Below are 19,176 nucleotides of genomic sequence, written 5' to 3' on the forward strand. Positions count from 1 at the left end.
TCGCAAGTACACAGCCTGCCCACAGTTATTCGGAGGGTTGTCCACAGCATTTCACTCGACGCTTGGCGCGCTGCGTCGTAGGATAGAAAACCACAAGGAACACCACCGAATGTCAGCTGTTTTGACCGCCGTAGACGATGGCTACGGCCCGGATCGCCAGATCGCGCAACTGCGCGTGCCGCCGCACTCCATCGAGGCCGAGTCCAGTGTGCTGGGCGGCCTCTTGCTCGACAACGCCGCCTGGGACCGCGTCAGCGACCTGCTGGGTGATGGCGACTTCTACCGCTACGAACACCGCCTGATCTACGCCGCCATGGCCACGCTGATCAACGCCAGCCGCCCGGCTGACGTGATCACTGTTTTCGAGCAATTGCAAAGCCAGGGCAAGGCCGAGGAAACCGGGGGGCTGGCCTACCTGAACGCCCTGGCCCAGTACGTGCCCAGCGCCGGCAATATCCGCCGTTACGCCGAGATCGTGCGCGAGCGGGCCATCCTGCGCAAGCTGGTGGCCGCCAGCGACGAGATCGCCACCAGCGCCTTCAACCCCCAGGGCCGGCCGGTGGCCACCATCCTGGACGAGTCCGAGCAGAAGATCTTCAACATCGGCGAGGAAGGCTCGCGCATGAAGCGCGGTTTCCAGTCCATGGACACCCTGGTGGTGGACCTGCTGGACCGGGTGCAGGAGATGGCGGACAATCCCAACGACATCACGGGTGTGCCCACCGGCTTTTACGACCTGGACCGCATGACCTCCGGCCTGCAGCCGGGCGACATGATCGTGCTGGCCGCAAGGCCCAGTATGGGTAAAACCGCCTTCGCCATCAACATCGCCGAGCACGTGGCGCTCAACGAGCAGCTGCCGGTGGCGGTGTTCTCCATGGAAATGGGCGCGGCCCAGCTGGCGGTGCGTATCGTGGGTTCCATCGGCCGCATCGACCAGGGCCACCTGCGCACCGGCAAGCTGACGGATGAAGAGTGGCCGCGCCTGACCGAGGCCATCGAGAAGCTGCGCACCATCTCCCTGCACATCGACGAGACCGCCGGCCTGACCGCCAGCGAGCTGCGCGCCAACGCACGCCGACTGGCACGCCAGTGCGGTGGGAAGCTAGGGCTGATCGTGGTGGACTACCTGCAGCTCATGAGCGGCTCATCCGGCAACGACGAGAACCGCGCCACCGAACTCGGCGAAATCTCGCGCGGCATGAAGATGCTGGCCAAGGAGCTGGGCTGCCCGCTGATCGCGCTCTCGCAGCTCAACCGCAGCGTGGAAACCCGCCCCGACAAGCGCCCCATGATGAGCGATCTGCGCGAGTCCGGCGCCATCGAGCAGGACGCCGACATCATCATGTTCATCTACCGCGACGAGTACTACACCAAGGACGCCTGCAAGGAGCCCGGTGTGGCCGAGATCATCATCGCCAAGCAGCGTAACGGTCCGACCGGTGTGGTCAAGCTGGCCTTCCTCAAGAACCTGACGCGTTTCGAGAGCCTGGCCGGCGGCTACGGCAGCGGCGACTTCTGAGATCGCGCGGGCAAGAAAAAAGGGGCTGTTCAGCCCCTTTTTGACGTGCACGACGCTACTTATTTCATAGCACTTCACTGGCGAAATCCGCCAGCCGCGAGCGTTCGCCACGCGCCAGCGTGATGTGGCCGCCGTGCGGCCAGCCCTTGAATTTGTCGACCGCGAAGGTCAGGCCCGAGGAGCCTTCGGTCAGGTAGGGCGTGTCGATCTGCGCCAGGTTGCCCATGCAGATGATCTTGGTGCCCGGGCCGGCGCGCGTGATCAGGGTCTTCATCTGCTTGGGTGTGAGGTTCTGCGCCTCGTCGATGATGACGTACTTGCTCATGAAGGTGCGCCCGCGCATGAAGTTCATGCTCTTGATCTTGATGCGGCTGCGGATCAGCTCGGACGTGGCCGCGCGCCCCCATTCACCGGCGCCGGTGTCGGTCTTGGACAGCACCTCGAGGTTGTCGTCCAGGGCGCCCATCCATGGGCCCATTTTCTCCTCTTCGGTGCCGGGCAGGAAACCGATGTCCTCGCCCACGCTCACGGTGGCGCGGGTCACGATGATCTCGGTGTAACGACGCTCGTCCAGCACCTGGGTCAGGCCGGCGGCCAGGGCCATCAGTGTCTTGCCGGTGCCGGCCGTGCCGGTCAGGGTGACGAAGTCCACCTCCGGGTCCATCAGCAGGTTCATGGCGAAGTTCTGCTCGCGGTTGCGCGTGGCGATGCCCCAGACGGCATGCTTGAGGTGGGTGTAGTCCTTGAGCGTCTTGAGCACGGCGCTTTTGCCCCGGATTTCGGTGACGCGCGCGTAGAAATTGGGCTCACCCGGCGCCTCGAAGTAGACGAACTGGTTGATCAGCAGGCTGGGCACGACGGGCCCGGTGATGCGGTAGTAGGTGTGCGGGCCCTGTTGCCAGCTCTCCACGCTCTGGCCCTCGGTGGTCCAGAAGTCGGGCGGCAGCGCCAGCGAGCCGGAGTAGAGCAGGTCGCCGTCTTCCAGCGTCTTGTCGTTCTGGTAGTCGTCGGTGGCCAGGCTCAGGGCGCGCGCCTTGACGCGCATATTGATGTCCTTGGACACCAGCACCACCTCGCGCGGCGCGTACTGCACCCGCAGCGCCTCCACCACGCCCAGGATCTGGTTGTCGGCCTTGCCCTGGGGCAGGCTGGTGGGCAGGGTGTAGTCCAGCGGCTGGGTCTGGAAGAAGAGCTTGCCACCGGCCTCGCGGTGGCCCGTGCTGTCGAGCTTCAGCCCGGTGGTGATGTCGGCGCCCTGGGCACCGGCCAGCGCATCCAGCGTGCGGCTGGTCTGGCGGGCGTTGCGCGCCACTTCCGTCATGCCCTTTTTATGGCCGTCGAGTTCCTCCAGCACGATCATGGGCAGGAAGATGTCGTGTTCCTCGAAGCGGAACAGGCACATGGGGTCGTGCAGCAGTACATTGGTGTCGAGCACGAAGAGCTTGCTCGGGCCTGTGGGCGTGATCCGTTTGGGGCGGGCCTTGGCCTGCGGCTGGTTGATCACTGCGGCCGGGCGGGCCGGCTGGCGCAGGCTCACCACGGGCGCGGCGGGTGGGGCCAGGGCTTCAGCCCCCAGGCCACCACCGTGTTCGAACATATCGCGGGCTTGCGTTTTGTCTGCGGGTTCCGGGCCGTCGAAGGACGCCGAAGTTTTGCGGCCGCTGCGTGGTTTGCCACGGGCCGGGGCTTCGAAGGCTTCAGGAGAGAGGAGGGCGGCGCGTTTGGTGGGAGCGGGGGGCAGGGGCATGTGGGTATGGGCAGGAGGAGTGTGGGACAGATGCCGTGCGGAAAACAAAAAAGCCGCCCGGTAAACCTGGGCGGCTTTGTTTGGCGTGAGCGGTTGCAAACCTCAACGGCATGAATTCATTATGCATGAGCCGTCTGAAAGTAAACCCTGCTGTTGCTCAAAAGCATCAGCAGGGCCGGACGCTCACGCGGCAGCTGCGGCAGCGGCCTTCTTCAGGGCTTTGACGACCTTGAGCACTTCGTCCACGTGGCCGGGAACCTTGAGGCCGCGCCATTCCTGCTTGAGGATGCCGTCGGCGCCGATCAGGAAGGTGCTGCGCTCGATGCCCTTGACCTTCTTGCCGTACATGATCTTGTTCTTGACCACGCCGAACATGTGGCACATCTTTTCTTCGGTGTCGGCGATCAGCTCGAAGGGCAGTTCCAGCTTGGACTTGAACTCGTCGTGCGACTTCATGTTGTCGCGCGAGACACCAAAGACGATGGCGCCGGCCTTGACGAAGTCCTTGTACTTGTCGCGGAACTGCATGGCTTCCGTCGTGCAGCCCGGCGTGTTGTCCTTGGGATAGAAATACAGGACCAGTGTCTGTCCGAGATGGGTGGTGTTGGAAACCTTGATGCCACTGGTGGCGTTGGCTTCGAATTCCGGGATCGGTTTGTTGACAACAATCGCCATATGACTCAAATCTTGTGTGACAGCAGCTGTCGAGTAAGGGTCGGGATGCTTGCCGTGACAGCGGGGCTCGGGGCCCGACTCAATCCGCCAATTTTACCCTGAAAACCATGCCCCGGCCCCTGGCAGGGCTAGGGAGTTTCCAGCAGTAGTGCGGCCACCACATGCCGGCCCTCACCGGCAAGGATGTTGTAGGTTCGGCAGGCAGCGGCCGTGTCCATGGTCTCGAGGCCCACGCCCAGGGCCACCAGGGCCTGCAGCCATTCGGGGCGGGGGAAGCGCAGGCGTGCGCCGCTGCCGAAGAGCACCAGCTCCGGGCGCAGTTCGGCCAGCGGAGCGAAGTGGCGGGAGCTGAGTTCTTCGTAGCGGGAGCAATCCCAGACCTGGCGCTCGCCGTGCGAACCGAGCACGAGGCTGGTGCTGAATTTTTCAGCATCCACCGCAATCCAGCCCGGGCCATAGCCCCGGATGGTCTGGACGGGTGATTTGTCGGGCTGGAGTTTCATCGGGGTCAGGGTGCTGCTGGAAGATTCCGGGCTGGAACTGTGGTCAAATTATAGGTTTCGCCTCGCAACAAGGATGGACTCTTGCACGCCATCCTGCCGTACCCCGGAGGGATTTTGAAAACCATACGCAAATCGGACAAGCTGGCCAACGTCTGCTACGACATCCGCGGCCCCATCATGGAGCGCGCCAAGCAGATGGAGGAAGAGGGCCACAGCATCATCAAGCTCAACATCGGCAATCTGGCCGTGTTCGGCTTCGATTCGCCCGAGGAAATCCGCCAGGACATGATCCGCAACCTGCCCAATGCGGCAGCGTATTCCGACAGCAAGGGCATCTTCGTCGCGCGCAAGGCGGTGATGCAGTACACCCAGGAGCAGGGCATCAAGGGCGTGGCGCTGGACGACATCTATCTGGGCAACGGCGCCAGCGAACTGATCGTCATGGCCACCAACGGCCTGCTCAACGACGGCGACGAGATGCTGCTGCCGGCCCCCGACTACCCCCTGTGGACGGCCGCGGTCAGCCTGTCGGGCGGCAAGCCCGTGCACTACCTGTGCGATGAGGCCAACGGCTGGATGCCCAATCTGGCCGACATCCGCAGCAAGATCACCCCGCGCACCAAAGGCATCGTGGTCATCAACCCGAACAACCCGACCGGCGCGCTGTACTCCGACGAGCTGCTCTTGGGGCTGGTCGAGATTGCCCGCGAGCACAACCTGGTCATCATGGCCGACGAGGTCTATGACAAGGTGCTGTACGACGGTGTCAGGCACACCGCACTGGGCAGCCTGTCGGACGACGTGCTCACGCTGACCTTCAACTCCCTGTCCAAGAGCTACCGTTCCTGCGGTTACCGTGCCGGCTGGCTGGTGGTCTCGGGCGACAAGAAGCCCGCCAGGGACTACATCGAGGGGCTCAACATGCTGTCCTCGATGCGCCTGTGCGCCAACGTGCCGGGGCAGTCCGCCATCCAGACTGCGCTGGGCGGCTACCAGACCATCAACGACCTGGTGCACGAGGGCGGCCGCCTGCGCCGCCAGCGCGACATCGCCTACGAGCTGATCACCGCCATTCCCGGTGTCTCCTGCGTCAAGCCGCAGGCTGCCCTGTACATGTTCCCCCGGCTCGATCCCAAGATCTACCCGATCGAGGACGACAAGCAGTTCATCCTGGAACTGCTGGAGGAGACACGTGTGCTGCTGGTGCAGGGTTCGGGCTTCAACTACCCGGACAACCAGCATTTCCGCATCGTCTTCCTGCCGCACGAGGACGATCTGCGCGAGGCCATAGGCCGTGTCGCCAGGTTCCTCGAAAGCTACCGCAAGCGCCAAGCGCACGCCTGAAATTTGCAAGAAGGCGCCCGTACGGCGCCATGGACTGAGTCAAAGATGAAAGCTATACAAGTAGGCCTGCTGGGCATCGGCACCGTCGGCTCGGGCACGTACGAGGTGCTCCGGCGCAACCAGGAAGAGATCAAGCGCCGCGCCGGCCGCGGCATCGAGATCACCATGGTGGCCGACCTCGACGTGGCGCGGGCCCAGTCCGTGGTGGGGCCGGGCGTCAAGGTCGTCAACGACGCGCGCGCCGTGATCGCCAACCCCGAGATTGACATCGTGGTCGAGCTCATCGGCGGCTACGGCATCGCCAAGCAGCTGGTGCTGGAAGCCATCGCGGCCGGCAAGCACGTGGTCACGGCCAACAAGGCCCTGCTGGCCGTCCATGGCACCGAGATCTTCGCGGCGGCCTCCGCCAAGGGCGTGATGGTGGCTTTCGAAGCCGCCGTGGCCGGTGGCATCCCCATCATCAAGGCGCTGCGCGAGGGCCTCACGGCCAACCGCATCCAGTGGATCGCCGGCATCATCAACGGCACCACCAACTTCATCCTGTCCGAGATGCGCGACAAGGGCCTGGACTTCGACGTGGTGCTCAAGGAGGCGCAGCGCCTGGGTTACGCCGAGGCCGATCCCACCTTCGATATCGAAGGCGTGGACGCCGGCCACAAGGTCACCCTCATGTCTGCCATCGCCTACGGCATTCCCGTGCAGTTCGACAAGGCCCATGTGGAAGGCATCACCAAACTGGGCGCGCAGGACATCCGCTACGCCGAACAGCTGGGCTACCGCATCAAGCTGCTGGGCATCACCAAGCGCACGGCCAAGGGCATCGAGCTGCGTGTGCACCCCAGCCTGGTGCCCGGCAAGCGCCTGCTGGCCAATGTGGAAGGCGCCATGAACGCCGTGGTGGTCAACGGCGACGCCGTGGGCACCACGCTTTATTACGGCAAGGGCGCGGGCTCCGAGCCCACGGCCAGCGCCGTGATCGCCGACCTGGTGGACATCGCCCGCCTGCACACCGCCGATCCGCTGCACCGCGTGCCGCACCTGGCCTTCCAGCCGAATGCCATGAGCAATCTGGTGGTGCTGCCCATGAGCGAGGTGGTGACCAGTTATTACCTGCGCCTGCGTGTGGCCGACCAGGCCGGCGTGCTGGCCAAGGTCACCGGCATCCTGGCAGAGTCCGGCATCAGCATCGACGCCGTGCTGCAGCGCGAGGCCGACGAGGTGGGCGGCGAAGGCTCCACCCAGACCGATGTGATCATCCTCACGCACGACGCGCGCGAGGGCACGATGAACGAGGCTCTGACCAAGCTGCAGGCCCTGCCCACCGTGCTGGCGCCCATCGTGCGCATCCGCAAGGAAGAACTGGCCGGATGAAATATCTCAGCACCCGCGGCCACGCCGACCGCAAGCGTTTCTGCGAAATCCTGCTCGAAGGCCTGGCGCCCGATGGCGGCCTCTACCTGCCCGAGTCGTATCCGAAAGTCGACGAAGCCACCCTCGCCAGGTGGCGCACCTTGCCCTACGCCGACCTGGCTTTCGAGATCCTCTCGCTCTACATCGACGACATCCCGGCCGACGATCTGCGCGTCCTCTGCCGCAAGACCTACACCGAAGCGGTGTTCGGCACGAAGGAAATCGTGCCGCTGAAGAAGCTGGAGAACGGCGTCCATCTCGAAGCCCTGTCCAACGGCCCCACGCTGGCCTTCAAAGACATGGCCATGCAGCTGCTGGGTAACCTGTTCGAGTACGAGCTGGGCCGCCGCGGCGAGCAGCTCAACATCCTGGGCGCCACCAGCGGCGACACCGGCAGCGCGGCCGAGTACGCCATGCGCGGCAAGCAGGGCGTGCGCGTCTTCATGACCAGCCCGCACGGCCGCATGAGCCCCTTCCAGCAGGCGCAGATGTTCAGCCTGCAGGACGCCAACATCCACAACCTGGCCGTGCAGGGCGTGTTCGATGACTGCCAGGACATCGTCAAAGCCGTGTCCAACGACCTGGACTTCAAACGCCAGTACAAGATCGGCACGGTCAATTCCATCAACTGGGCCCGTCTCGTGGCTCAGGTGGTCTACTACTTCGCTGGTTATTTCCAGGCGACGAATATTGCCCCCACGCTTGCGACTTCGTCTGCTGCGCTGCCCCCCGTGGGGGCCAATTTTCCTAGGGGCGGCCCGTCGGAAAATTCTCCTGCCGTGTCGGGCAAGGTCAGTTTCACCGTGCCCTCGGGCAACTTCGGCAACGTCTGCGCCGGCCACGTGGCCCGCATGATGGGCCTGCCGATCGAACGCCTGGTGGTGGCCACCAACGAGAACGATGTGCTCGACGAGTTCTTCCGTACCGGCGTCTACCGCGTGCGCGGCAGTGCCGACACGCACGAGACCTCCAGCCCGTCCATGGACATCTCCAAGGCGTCGAACTTCGAGCGTTTTGTCTTCGACCTGCTGGGCCGTGACGGCGCCAGGGTCAAGTCCCTGTTTGGCGAGCAGCTCTCCAGGGCCGGCAAGTTTGACCTGAGCGCCGATCCGGCGTTCGCGCAGGCCCGCAGCCGTTATGGTTTTGTCAGCGGCAAGAGCACGCATGCCGACCGCCTGGCTACCATCCGTGACACCTGGGAGCGTTTCGGGGTGATGATCGACACGCACACCGCCGACGGCGTCAAGGTAGCGCGCGAGCAATTGCAGCCGGGTGTGCCCATGATCGTGCTGGAGACCGCGCTGCCCATCAAGTTCGCGGCGACCATCGTCGAGGCGCTGGGGCGCGAGCCGCAGCGGCCGGCCAAGTTCGAAGGCATTGAAGCCTTGCCCAAGCGCGTGGCGGTGATCGGCGCCGATGTGCAGGTGGTCAAGGACTACATCGTCAAGGTTTGTGGCTAACCCCCAGGCGACACGCACTGCGTGTCGCTACGCCACCCCCCCCTTGCAGGGGCAACGCCAGTGGCCCGGCAAAGCCGGTTCCACGGCGTTCTGCGAATGGGGAAGGCAAGGGAAATTGGCTGGCTTACGAAGATAGGAACAGTTGAAATGAAAGTGGTGGGTTTCGCCGGCTATTCCGGCTCAGGCAAGACCATGCTGGTCGAGCGCCTGATTCCGGCGCTCAAGCTGCGCGGCCTGCGTGTGTCCGTGGTCAAACACGCGCACCACAGGTTCGACATCGACCACCCGGGCAAGGACAGCCACCGCCACCGCGAGGCCGGTGCCTTCGAGGTGGTCATCGCCTCCAGTCGCCGCCTGGCCCTGATGCGTGAATTCGAGCAGGCGCACGAGCCCAAGGTGCACGAACTGATCGCCGAGCTTTACGAGGGCGTGGACTGGGTGCTGGTCGAAGGCTTCAAGAGCAGTGACCTGCTCAAGGTCGAAGTCTGGCGCGCCGCCAACGGCAAACCCGTGCGTTACCCGGACGATGACTTCATCGCCGCCGTTGCCACCGATGATGCCGGCCAGCTGCCTGTGCCCACGGGCCTGGACGTTCTGGACCTCAATGTCCCCGACGCCGTGGCCGAGTGGCTGGTGACCCATGGCGAGCGCTTCGAATACAAGCCCGAGATGTACATCGCATGAACGCGCCCCGTACTCCCTTGAAGTCCCTGGACCAGGCGCTGGCCGAGCTGCTGGCCCAGGCCCTGCCGCTGGCGGACACGGAAACAGTCAGCACCTTTGACGCCGACGGCCGCGTGCTGGCCCAGGACCTGGTTTCGGCCCTGCATGTGCCGCCGCAGGACAACAGCTCCATGGACGGTTACGCCCTGCGTTGCGCCGACGTGCCCGCAGCCGGCACCGTGCTGCGTGTCACGCAGCGCATCCCGGCCGGCCAGCACGGCCAGCCGCTCAAGATCGGAGAAGCCGCACGCATCTTCACCGGCGCGCCCGTGCCCGCGGGCGCCGACGCCATCGTCATGCAGGAAGACTGCGAGGTGGTGGAGGAGGGTCGCGTGCGCGTGAACAGCGTGCCGGACAGCGGCCAGTGGATCCGCCGTGCCGGCGAGGATGTCACACGCGGTGCCGTGGTGCTCGCGCGTGGCCAACGCCTCAACCCCGCCGCGCTGGGCATGGCCGCCGGCATCGGCCAGTCCCAGCTGACCGTGGCGCGCCGCCCGCGTGTGGCCCTGTTCTCCACCGGCGACGAACTCGTCATGCCCGGTGATGTGCCGCCCGAGCAAATGCCGCCCGGCGCCATCTACAACTCCAACCGTTTTTTCCTGCGCGCCCTGCTGCAGCGCCTGGGTTGCGAAGTCACCGACTTCGGCATCGTGCCGGACCAGCGTGCCGCCACCCTGAGCGCGCTGCGCGGCGCCGCCCAGGGCCACGATCTGGTGCTGACCAGCGGTGGTGTGTCCGTGGGCGAGGAAGACCACATCAAGCCGGCTGTCGAGCAACTGGGTGAGCTCGATCTCTGGCAGATCTCGATGAAACCCGGCAAGCCCTTTGCTTACGGCAAGCTGTATCGCAGCGGCCCGCAGGACGCCTGCCACTTTGCCGGCCTGCCGGGCAACCCGGTGTCCAGCTACGTCACCTTCATGCTGCTGGTACGACCCTTCCTGCTCAAGCTGCAAGGTGTCACGCAGCTCGAACCCGTGCGCATGGCCCTGCCGGCGCACTTCGAGTTGAAGCGCGGTGACAAGCGCCGCGAGTTCCTGCGTGTGCGCCGCAACGCGGCCGGTGGCCTGGACCTCTTCCCCAACCAGAGCTCGGGCGTGCTGACTTCGGCGGTCTGGGGCGATGGCCTGGTGGACAACCCGGCCGGGCAGACCATCGCCAAAGGCGATGCCGTGCAGTTCCTGGCCTTTGCAGAGTTGATGGCATGAAAGTCCACGTCAAATATTTCGCCTCGATCCGCGAGAACCTGGGCACGGGTGGTGAAGCGCTGGAGACCCAGGCCGGCAACCTGGGTGCGCTGCGCGACGAACTGATCGCGCGTGGCGGCGCCCATGCCCAGAGCCTGGCACGCGGCCGCGCCGTGCGCGTGGCACTGAACCAGGTCATGAGCGGCGAGGATGCGGCCTTGAGCGAGGACTGCGAGGTCGCCTTCTTCCCGCCCGTCACCGGAGGCTGAGATGGCCGCCCGCGTCATCATCCAGACCCAGGACTTCGACGTCAGCGCCGAGATCGCCGCCTTGCGCGCGCAGGACAAGCGCGTGGGCGCTGTTTGCAGCTTCGTTGGTACCGTGCGTGATCGCAATGATGGCAACGCCGTCAGCACCATGGAGCTTGAGCACTATCCGGGCATGACCGAGAAGTCCATCGAGGACATGATCGACGCAGCCTTCCATCGCTTCGACATCTATGCCGCCCGTGTCATCCACCGCGTGGGCCCCTTGTTGCCGCTGGACCAGATCGTGCTGGTGGTGGTCACCTCGGCGCACCGCGGCGAGAGCTTCCAGGCCTGCGAGTTCCTGATGGACTACCTCAAGACCCAGGCGCCGTTCTGGAAGAAGGAGCAGACGCCCGAGGGCGCACGCTGGGTCGACGCCCGTGTCAGCGACGACCAGGCCCTGGCCAAATGGGGCATCACCTCGGGCAATTCCACCGCCTGATCCCCGGGCCTGCCTCCCGGTTCCCGGGTCAGCATCAGTAGAAACCTCAGTGTCGGTGGGGCGGTCCAGACCTTAGGATGGTAAGAGTTCTTATCAATACCCAGGATCGACGGCATGGAGATCAAGCTCCCCAATCTGGCCAAGCCGGCCCCCCCGCAAAAGGCACCCTACCTGCGCATCGCCACCGAAGAGGCGTTCGCCACGCAGGAGATGCTCGACATCTACAAGAAGATCCTGGACCGCGGTGACGCCGACGCGGGCTTTCGCGGCCTCATGGGTTTCTACATGAGCAGCCCCAGCGAGCGGGCGCAGCACATCATGCGCGGCCTGCTGGACCTGGACCAGCTGCGCCTGCAGCACATGGACGCGGCGGGCGTGGACATGGCCGTGCTCGCGCTGACTTCGCCGGGTGCACAGGTGATGGACAAAGGCACGGCCGTGTCCTTCGTGCAGTCCGCCAACGATCAGCTGGCCGAAGCCGTGCGCCGCCACCCCACGCGTTTTGTCGGCATGATCGCCGTGGCCCCGCAGGACCCGGCGGCGGCGGCCAGGGAGATCGAGCGCGGCGTGAACAAGCTGGGCATGCACTCGGTCATCATCAACTCCCACACCCAGGGCGAGTACCTGTCCGATCCCAAGTTCTGGGACATCTTCGCCGCCGCCGAGGCCTGTGATGCACCCATCTACCTGCACCCCAATGCGCTGCCGCCCGGCATGCTGCAGCCTTTCCAGGAATGCGGCCTGGACGGCGCCATCTACGGCTTCGGCGTCGAGACCGGCCTGCATGCCATGCGCATCATCACCGCCGGCGTCTTCGACCGCTTCCCCAAGCTGCGCATGATCCTGGGCCACATGGGCGAGGCGCTGCCCTTCTGGGCCTACCGCCTGGACTACATGCACCAGGCCACGGTGAACTCCAAGCGCTACCCGAGCATCCAGCCGATCCGGAAGCGCCCCAGCGAGTACCTGCGCGAGCATTTCTACATCACCAACAGCGGCGTGGCCTGGGAGCAGGCCATCAAGTTCACGCAGGATTTCATGGGCACGGACCGTGTCATGTACGCCATGGACTATCCCTACCAGTACGCGCCCGATGAGGTGAACCTGCTGGACGCCATGGACATGCCGCTGGCGCACAAGCGCCAGTTCTTCCAGACCAATGCCGAAGCGGTGTTCAAGCTGCGCTGAAGCTCGCCACAAACACAAACCGAGGAGACCGAGATGAAGACCATCAAGCATCTGTTCGCAGGGCTGCTCCTGCTGGCCGGCACGGCCATGGCCCAGCCCTGGCCCGCCCAGCCCGTGCGCATCATCGTACCCTTCACGCCTGGCACGGGCATGGACACCATCGCCCGCACTGTGGCGCCCAGGCTGTCCGAGCGCCTGGGTCAGCCCGTGGTGGTGGCCAATGTGCCCGGTGCCAGCGGCAACATCGGCGCCGACCAGGTGGCCAAGAGCAACGCGGATGGTTACACCCTGCTCATGGGCGCCAACACCATGCTCATGGCCGCGCAGCTCTACAAGAACGTGCCCTTCGACCCGGTGAAGGATTTCGCCCCGGTTTCCATGGCGGCCTGGGGCACGCTGATGCTGGTGGCGAATCCGAAGACCGGCATCAAGTCCCTGCAGGACCTGCTGGCCCAGGCCCGCGCCAAACCCGGCAGCATCAGCTACGGCTCGCCCGGTGTCGGCACGCCGCACCACATGGCCATGGAACTCTTCAAGGCGCAGACCCAGACCTTCATGCTGCACGTGCCTTACCGCGGCACGGCGGGCTACACCACCGACCTGCTCGCGGGTGAACTCAACGTGGGTTTCCTGCCCGTGCACGTGGCCCAGGGTTTCGTCAACAGTGGCAAGCTCAACGCCCTGGCCGTGGGCAGCCCCAAGCGCCACCCGGTGGCGCCCCATGTGGCCACCTTCGAGGAGCTGGGCGCCAAGGGTGTGGACGTGGACCTCTGGTACGCCTTCTTCGTGCCGGGCAAAACGCCCCCGGCCGTGCAGCAGCGCCTCAATGGCGAGATCGCCGCCATCCTCAAGCTGCCCGAGGTGCGCGAGGTGCTGGGCAAGGCCGGCCTGGACGCGGCTTCGTCCACGCCGAATGAGCTCATGACCATCGTGAACAAGGACTACCCGCGCTGGGGCGCGGTGATCCGGCGCAACGGCATCAAGGCGGAGTAGGCCCATGGGCGAGTTGCATCAGGGTACCCGCATCGCTGTCGTGGGCGGGGGCGTCGCCGGCCTGGGTCTGGCCCTGTCCCTGCACCAGCGCGGCATCGCCTGTGACGTCTACGAGGCCGTGCCCGAGGTCAAGGAACTGGGCGTGGGCATCACCCTGCTGCCGCACGCCATGCGCGAGCTGGCTGCGCTGGGCGTGCAAAGCAAGCTGGAGGCCGCGGGCATCGAGAACCTGGAGAGCGTGTTCTTCAACCGCTACGGCCAGTACATCTACAGGGAGCCGCGCGGGCGGCACGCCGGTTATCCCGTCCCGGAGGTCGGCATCCACCGCGGCAAGCTGCACCGCATCCTGTACGAGGAGGCACTGGCCCGCATCGGCCCGCAGCGCATTCACACCGACCACCGCTGCACGGGGGTGGAGCAGGATGTGCTGGGTGCCACCGTGCACTTCGTCGACGCCCAGGGGAGCAAGCGCCCCAGCGTGAGGGCCGACATCGTCATCGCCTGCGACGGCGTCAACTCCACCATCCGCCGCCAGTTCTACCCGGACGAGAAGGTGGCCTTCGCCGGCATCAACACCTGGCGCGGTGTCACCGTGCACAAGCCCATCCTCACCGGCAAGAGTTATATGCGCGTGGGCTCCATCCACACCGGCAAGATGGTGATCTACCCCATCGTCGACAACGTGGACGGCCAGGGCAACCAGCTCATCAACTGGATGGCCGAGATCCAGCACGAGGGCGAGTCCATGAACGACTGGAACCGCCCCGGCAACAAGGCCGACTTCGAGGCCATCTACGCCGACTGGAAGTTCGACTGGCTGGACGTGCCCGCTCTCATCGCCAACGCCCAGCACATCCTCGAGTACCCCATGGTGGACAAGGACCCGGTGCCGCGCTGGACCTTTGATCGCGTGACCTTCATGGGCGATGCTGCCCACCCCATGTACCCGCGCGGCTCCAACGGCGCCGCCCAGGGCCTGATCGACGCGCGCACGCTGGCCGAACTGCTGGCGGTCACGCCCGACCCGCAGTCCGCCCTGCAGATCTACGACCAGGCCCGCGTGGAGCCCACCGCGCGTGTGGTGCGCACCAACCGCAGCACCCCGCCGGACTTCATCAACATCAAGGTCGATGAACTCAGCGGCGGCAAGCCCTTCCGCCATATCGACGACCTGATCAGCCAGGAAGAGCTGCGCCAGATTTCGGAGAACTACAAGCGCGTGGCCGGTTTCTCGCAGGATGCTGTGAAGCTCACCTGAATCGCGGGCCGCTTGACGGTCAGGCCGACCCTGAATGCCCCGGCTTTGATATCCGTCAAAATGATTCCCGATCCCAGCCCTTGAAATTCAGCTTGCGCACCCAAAGCTGGGCTGCAATCGGAGAATTTCATGCGGATCGACAAACTCACCACCAAATTCCAGGAAGCCCTGGGCGAAGCGCAGACGCTGGCCCTGGGCAATGACCACGCCTACATCGAGCCGGCCCACCTGCTGGTGGCCATGCTGCGCCAGCAGGACGGCCCCAAGGCCCTGCTGCAGCGCGCGGGTGTCAATGTGGTGGGGCTGCTGGCCGGCGCCGAGGCTGCCGTCAAGAAGCTGCCGCAGGTGGAAGGCCAGGAACAGGTGCAGGTCGGGCGTGACCTGGTGTCCCTGCTGCAGGCTGCTGAAAAAGAATCCATCAAGCGGGGTGACCAGTACGTCGCCAGCGAACTTTTCTTTCTGGCCCTGGCCGACAGCAAGGGCGATATCGGCCAGCTGGCCAAGGCCAACGGCCTGACTTGCAAATCGCTGGAAGCCGCCATCGAAGCCGTGCGCGGTGGCCAGGCCGTGGACAACCCCGAAGCCGAAGGCCAGCGCGAAGCCCTCAGGAAATACACCCTGGACCTGACCGAACGCGCCCGCTCCGGCAAGCTGGACCCGGTGATCGGCCGCGACGACGAGATCCGCCGCGCCATCCAGGTGCTGCAGCGCCGCAGCAAGAACAACCCCGTGCTGATCGGTGAGCCCGGCGTGGGCAAGACCGCCATCGTCGAAGGCCTGGCCCAGCGCATCGTCAACGGCGAAGTGCCCGAGAGCCTGCGCGACAAGCGTGTGCTGGTGCTGGACATGGCGGGCCTGCTGGCCGGCGCCAAGTACCGGGGCGAGTTCGAGGAGCGCCTGAAAGCCGTGCTCAAGGAAGTCTCGCAGGACGAAGGCCGCATCATCCTCTTCATCGACGAGCTGCACACCATGGTGGGCGCGGGCAAGGCCGAAGGCGCCATCGACGCCGGCAATATGCTCAAGCCGGCGCTGGCGCGCGGTGAGCTGCACTGCATCGGCGCCACCACGCTGGACGAATACCGCAAGTACATCGAGAAGGACGCCGCGCTGGAGCGCCGTTTCCAGAAGGTGCTGGTGGGTGAGCCCACCGTGGAGCAGACCATCGCCATCCTGCGCGGCCTGCAGGAGAAATACGAGGTGCACCACGGCGTGGACATCACCGACCCGGCCATCGTGGCCGCGGCCGAGCTGAGCCACCGCTACATCACCGACCGTTTCCTGCCCGACAAGGCCATCGACCTGATCGATGAGGCCGCCGCCAAGATCAAGATCGAGATCGATTCCAAGCCCGAGGTCATGGACAAGCTCGACCGCCGGCTGATCCAGCTGCAGATCGAGCGCGAGGCCATGAAAAAGGAAAAGGACGATGCCTCGCAAAAACGCCTGGAACTGATCCAGGAGGAAATCGCCAAGCTGCAGAAGGAGATTGCCGACTACGACGAAATCTGGAAGGCCGAGAAGGCTCAGGCCCAGGGCAGCCAGCACGTACGCGAAGACATCGAGAAGCTCAAGACGCAGATCGCCGAGCTGACCCGCAAGGGCGATTTCGCCAAGGTCTCCGAGCTGCAGTACGGCAAGCTGCCCGAGCTGGAAAAACTGCTCAAGGAAGCCCAGGCCCGCGAACAGGCCCAGGGCGAGGGCAGTGCGCCGCGCCTGCTGCGCACGCAGGTGGGCGCCGAGGAAATCGCCGAGGTGGTCAGCCGCGCCACCGGCATTCCTGTGGCCAAGATGATGCAGGGCGAGAAGGACAAGCTGCTGCAGATGGAAACCAAGCTGCACGAGCGCGTGGTGGGCCAGGACGAAGCCATCTCGGCCGTGGCCAACGCCATCCGCCGCTCGCGCTCAGGCCTGAGCGACCCGAACCGTCCGACGGGCTCCTTCCTGTTCCTCGGCCCCACCGGCGTGGGCAAGACCGAGCTGTGCAAGGCGCTGGCCGGTTTCCTCTTCGACAGCGTGGACCATCTGGTGCGCATCGACATGAGCGAGTTCATGGAGAAACACTCCGTGGCCCGCCTGATCGGCGCGCCGCCGGGCTACGTGGGTTACGAGGAGGGCGGTTACTTGACCGAAGCCGTGCGCCGCAAGCCCTACAGCGTGCTGCTGCTCGACGAGGTGGAGAAGGCCCATCCCGATGTGTTCAACGTGCTGCTGCAGGTGCTGGACGACGGCCGCCTGACCGACGGCCAGGGCCGCACCGTGGACTTCAAGAACACGGTCATCGTGATGACCAGCAACATCGGCTCGCACCTGATCCAGAGCATGGTGGGCGAGCCCTATGAAGACGTGAAGGACGCGGTCTGGGGTGAGCTCAAGAACCACTTCCGCCCCGAGTTCCTGAACCGCATCGACGAGACCGTGGTCTTCCACGCGCTGGACGCCGCGCACATCACCCGCATTGCCGGCATCCAGCTGCAGGCCCTGCAGGACCGCCTGGGCAAGATGGAACTGGCACTCCAGGTGTCCGACAAGGCCCTGGCCGAACTGGCCAAGGTGGGCTTCGACCCCGTGTTCGGCGCCCGGCCCCTGAAGCGCGCCATCCAGCAGCGCATCGAGAACCCGCTCTCCAAGCTGCTGCTCGAAGGCCGCTTCGTGGCCAAGGACGTGATCGCCGTGGACGTGGACCCGGTCAGGAACCCGGGGCAGTTCAGCTTCGAGAAGGCCTGAGAGATCTGCTGACGCGCTGATCGGCAAATCGAAACCCGCCTCCTGCGCATGCAGCGGCGGGTTTTTCTTTTCCGCCTCCCCGGTTCCTGTGCCGCAATGTTGTCTACCGCACAAACAAGAGCTCGCAGCACCCGTACATTGATTTCAAACAGCCCGCACCCACGGGCTGACACGAGAGCTGCCGATGGACCATCATTTTCCAATCTCCACACGCTTCAACGCCAAGACCAGCAGTGCCGTACCGCACCTGCACGATCTGCTCAGGGATGAGCGCCATCACTTGCCCGATCAACGTCGATCACCCGGTTGGCTCTTGATCGGCGCCATCCTTGCCCTGCTGGCCATGCTGCTGGTCTTCCATTACGTCGTGCGCGGCTCTCTGCGGCAAAGCGAGTTGCGGCATAAGGCCGTGGCTGTCCATGCCCAGGCCATCTGGCGCTGCAACAACCTGCAGGGCCGGGAAGTCAGCGGAGCCTGCCTTCTGCAGGCCAGTGCCGAGGCACGCAGGGTGGCGCTCTTGCACTTTCGTGATGTCCCCTAGCGTTTGAAGCAGACGCAGGGCGTGGAGCACATGCAAGGACGGGCACGATGGACATCCGCAAAGGCCAGATTCCGGTTCCTATCGCGCGGGCGGAGTTCGGCCTGCGCTTCCGTATCGCCTACACCGACCCGGCCTTCCGCGCCGAGGAGGCATCCATCGCGCGGCTGGAAGACATCGCCTGGGCCGCTTACAGCGAGGGCCGGAAAGCGCCTTTCACGCAGAAGGCCGGCCCGGGTTTTGCCGACCCGGATTACCGGCTGTCTGTCGAATGGGTCACCGCCAGTCGGCATATCCAGGAAGCCCAGCACCGCTGGGCTGACCCGGCCAGCCCCTCACGCGTGCTGCTCATCTGCGGTTCGGCTCGTAATGACGGCACCTGCCCCGGCGAAATGTCCAAGACCTTCCGCTTGCTGCAGATCGCCCGTGAAACGCTGGAAACCAGCGGTGTCGAGACCGATGTGCTGGACCTGAGCCTGCTCTCCTCCGACTACGGCCGCAACATCCACCCCTGCAAGGGCTGTGCGTCCACGGCCATGCCCCTGTGCCACTGGCCTTGCAGCTGCTACCCGAACCATGCAATGAATCAATCCAATGACTGGATGGCCGAGATCTATGAACGCTGGGCTGCGGCCCACGGCGTGATCATCGTCACTCCGGTGTACTGGTACCAGAGTCCCAGCCCCCTCAAACTCATGATGGACCGCTTGGTCTGCGCCGATGGCGGTAATCCGGATCCCACCGCCACCTTGGGCAAACAGGCAGCCAAGGCCAAGGAACTTGAGTTGGTCGGCTGGGACTACCCCCAACACCTGGCGGGTCGTACGTATGGACTCGTCGTGCACGGCGACGTGGCGGGTGTCGACGACACGCGCCGTGCGCTGTCCGACTGGCTGGACTGGATGGGTTTCATCGATGCCGGTGCGCAGGCGCGCCTGGGACGTTACATCGGCTATTACGAACCCTACGCCAGCAGCCACGAGGCGCTGGACCGCGATCTGGACGTGCAGGAAGAAACGCGAAATGTGGCGCGGGCCGTGCGCAAGGCCGTGGTCGAACTGCGTGCGGGGCGACTGGAAGCGGTGCAGGCGAACCTGCAGCGTCCGCGGCCTAAATAGTCCGTCGCGCCGGCGTCGTACCGGTCGGATTCATTTCGT

17 protein-coding genes are annotated in these 19,176 nt (G+C 65.1%); 14 read left to right on the forward strand and 3 right to left on the reverse strand.

Annotation, left to right across the window (positions count from 1 at the left end; genetic code table 11):
• The first annotated feature begins 109 nt into the window (after positions 1–109).
• Positions 110–1,522 (forward strand): replicative DNA helicase, encoded by a 1,413-nt coding sequence (dnaB, locus tag ACYVH8_RS10350; RefSeq protein ID WP_460488775.1) that lies wholly within the window; start codon positions 110–112, stop codon positions 1,520–1,522.
• Positions 1,523–1,586: 64 nt separating this feature from the next.
• On the opposite strand, the gene ACYVH8_RS10355 is transcribed toward dnaB, so the two are convergent.
• The 3 genes from ACYVH8_RS10355 to ACYVH8_RS10365 all read right to left on the reverse strand — a co-directional run bounded on the left by ACYVH8_RS10355 (position 1,587) and on the right by ACYVH8_RS10365 (position 4,447).
• Positions 1,587–3,269 carry a PhoH family protein gene (locus ACYVH8_RS10355; protein WP_460488776.1) on the reverse strand — a complete coding sequence of 561 codons (1,683 nt, stop codon included), beginning with the start codon at positions 3,267–3,269 and terminating at the stop codon, positions 1,587–1,589.
• Positions 3,270–3,452: 183 nt separating this feature from the next.
• The gene (locus ACYVH8_RS10360) at positions 3,453–3,944 is read right to left on the reverse strand and encodes a peroxiredoxin (protein ID WP_460488777.1); all 492 of its coding nucleotides are present in this window, start codon (positions 3,942–3,944) and stop codon (positions 3,453–3,455) included.
• A 128-nt stretch (positions 3,945–4,072) separates the two neighbouring features.
• Positions 4,073–4,447: an Mth938-like domain-containing protein gene (locus tag ACYVH8_RS10365; protein ID WP_460488778.1), complete on the reverse strand. Its 375-nt coding sequence runs from the start codon at positions 4,445–4,447 to the stop codon at positions 4,073–4,075.
• Positions 4,448–4,561: 114 nt separating this feature from the next.
• Here ACYVH8_RS10365 and ACYVH8_RS10370 point away from each other — a divergent pair, with 114 nt between their 5' ends.
• From ACYVH8_RS10370 to ACYVH8_RS10430, 13 genes are all read left to right on the forward strand, one after another.
• A complete protein-coding gene (locus ACYVH8_RS10370; protein WP_460488779.1) occupies positions 4,562–5,791 on the forward strand; it encodes a pyridoxal phosphate-dependent aminotransferase in 1,230 nt (409 codons plus the stop codon).
• A gap of 45 nt (positions 5,792–5,836) precedes the next feature.
• Positions 5,837–7,162 carry a homoserine dehydrogenase gene (locus ACYVH8_RS10375; protein ID WP_460488780.1) on the forward strand — a complete coding sequence of 442 codons (1,326 nt, stop codon included), beginning with the start codon at positions 5,837–5,839 and terminating at the stop codon, positions 7,160–7,162.
• Complete coding sequence (locus ACYVH8_RS10380) at positions 7,159–8,661, forward strand: threonine synthase (RefSeq protein WP_460488781.1); 1,503 nt, start codon at positions 7,159–7,161, stop codon at positions 8,659–8,661. Before ACYVH8_RS10375 ends, ACYVH8_RS10380 begins: the two co-directional genes overlap by 4 nt.
• Positions 8,662–8,808: 147 nt before the next feature.
• Positions 8,809–9,345: a molybdopterin-guanine dinucleotide biosynthesis protein B gene (gene mobB, locus ACYVH8_RS10385; RefSeq protein WP_460488782.1), complete on the forward strand. Its 537-nt coding sequence runs from the start codon at positions 8,809–8,811 to the stop codon at positions 9,343–9,345.
• Entirely contained in the window at positions 9,342–10,589 is a 1,248-nt protein-coding gene (locus ACYVH8_RS10390; protein WP_460488783.1) for a molybdopterin molybdotransferase MoeA, read from the forward strand. Before mobB ends, ACYVH8_RS10390 begins: the two co-directional genes overlap by 4 nt.
• Entirely contained in the window at positions 10,586–10,837 is a 252-nt protein-coding gene (locus ACYVH8_RS10395; RefSeq protein WP_460488784.1) for a MoaD/ThiS family protein, read from the forward strand. Before ACYVH8_RS10390 ends, ACYVH8_RS10395 begins: the two co-directional genes overlap by 4 nt.
• A gap of 1 nt (position 10,838) precedes the next feature.
• A complete protein-coding gene (gene moaE / locus ACYVH8_RS10400) occupies positions 10,839–11,318 on the forward strand; it encodes a molybdopterin synthase catalytic subunit MoaE (RefSeq protein WP_460488785.1) in 480 nt (159 codons plus the stop codon).
• A 114-nt stretch (positions 11,319–11,432) separates the two neighbouring features.
• Positions 11,433–12,506 carry an amidohydrolase family protein gene (locus ACYVH8_RS10405; protein WP_460488786.1) on the forward strand — a complete coding sequence of 358 codons (1,074 nt, stop codon included), beginning with the start codon at positions 11,433–11,435 and terminating at the stop codon, positions 12,504–12,506.
• A gap of 33 nt (positions 12,507–12,539) precedes the next feature.
• Entirely contained in the window at positions 12,540–13,499 is a 960-nt protein-coding gene (locus tag ACYVH8_RS10410) for a tripartite tricarboxylate transporter substrate binding protein (RefSeq protein WP_460488787.1), read from the forward strand.
• A gap of 4 nt (positions 13,500–13,503) precedes the next feature.
• Entirely contained in the window at positions 13,504–14,757 is a 1,254-nt protein-coding gene (locus ACYVH8_RS10415; RefSeq protein WP_460488788.1) for a flavin-dependent oxidoreductase, read from the forward strand.
• Between the two features lie 129 nt (positions 14,758–14,886).
• Entirely contained in the window at positions 14,887–17,481 is a 2,595-nt protein-coding gene (gene clpB, locus ACYVH8_RS10420) for an ATP-dependent chaperone ClpB (protein ID WP_460488789.1), read from the forward strand.
• 184 nt (positions 17,482–17,665) lie between these two features.
• Positions 17,666–18,022, forward strand: a complete 357-nt coding sequence (locus ACYVH8_RS10425) for a hypothetical protein (protein ID WP_460488790.1) — start codon at positions 17,666–17,668, stop codon at positions 18,020–18,022.
• 47 nt (positions 18,023–18,069) lie between these two features.
• On the forward strand, positions 18,070–19,137 hold the full coding sequence (locus ACYVH8_RS10430) for a flavodoxin family protein (RefSeq protein ID WP_460488791.1): 1,068 nt from the start codon (positions 18,070–18,072) through the stop codon (positions 19,135–19,137).
• The last annotated feature ends 39 nt before the right edge of the window (positions 19,138–19,176 follow it).

The sequence above is a fragment of the Curvibacter fontanus genome (assembly GCF_054780335.1).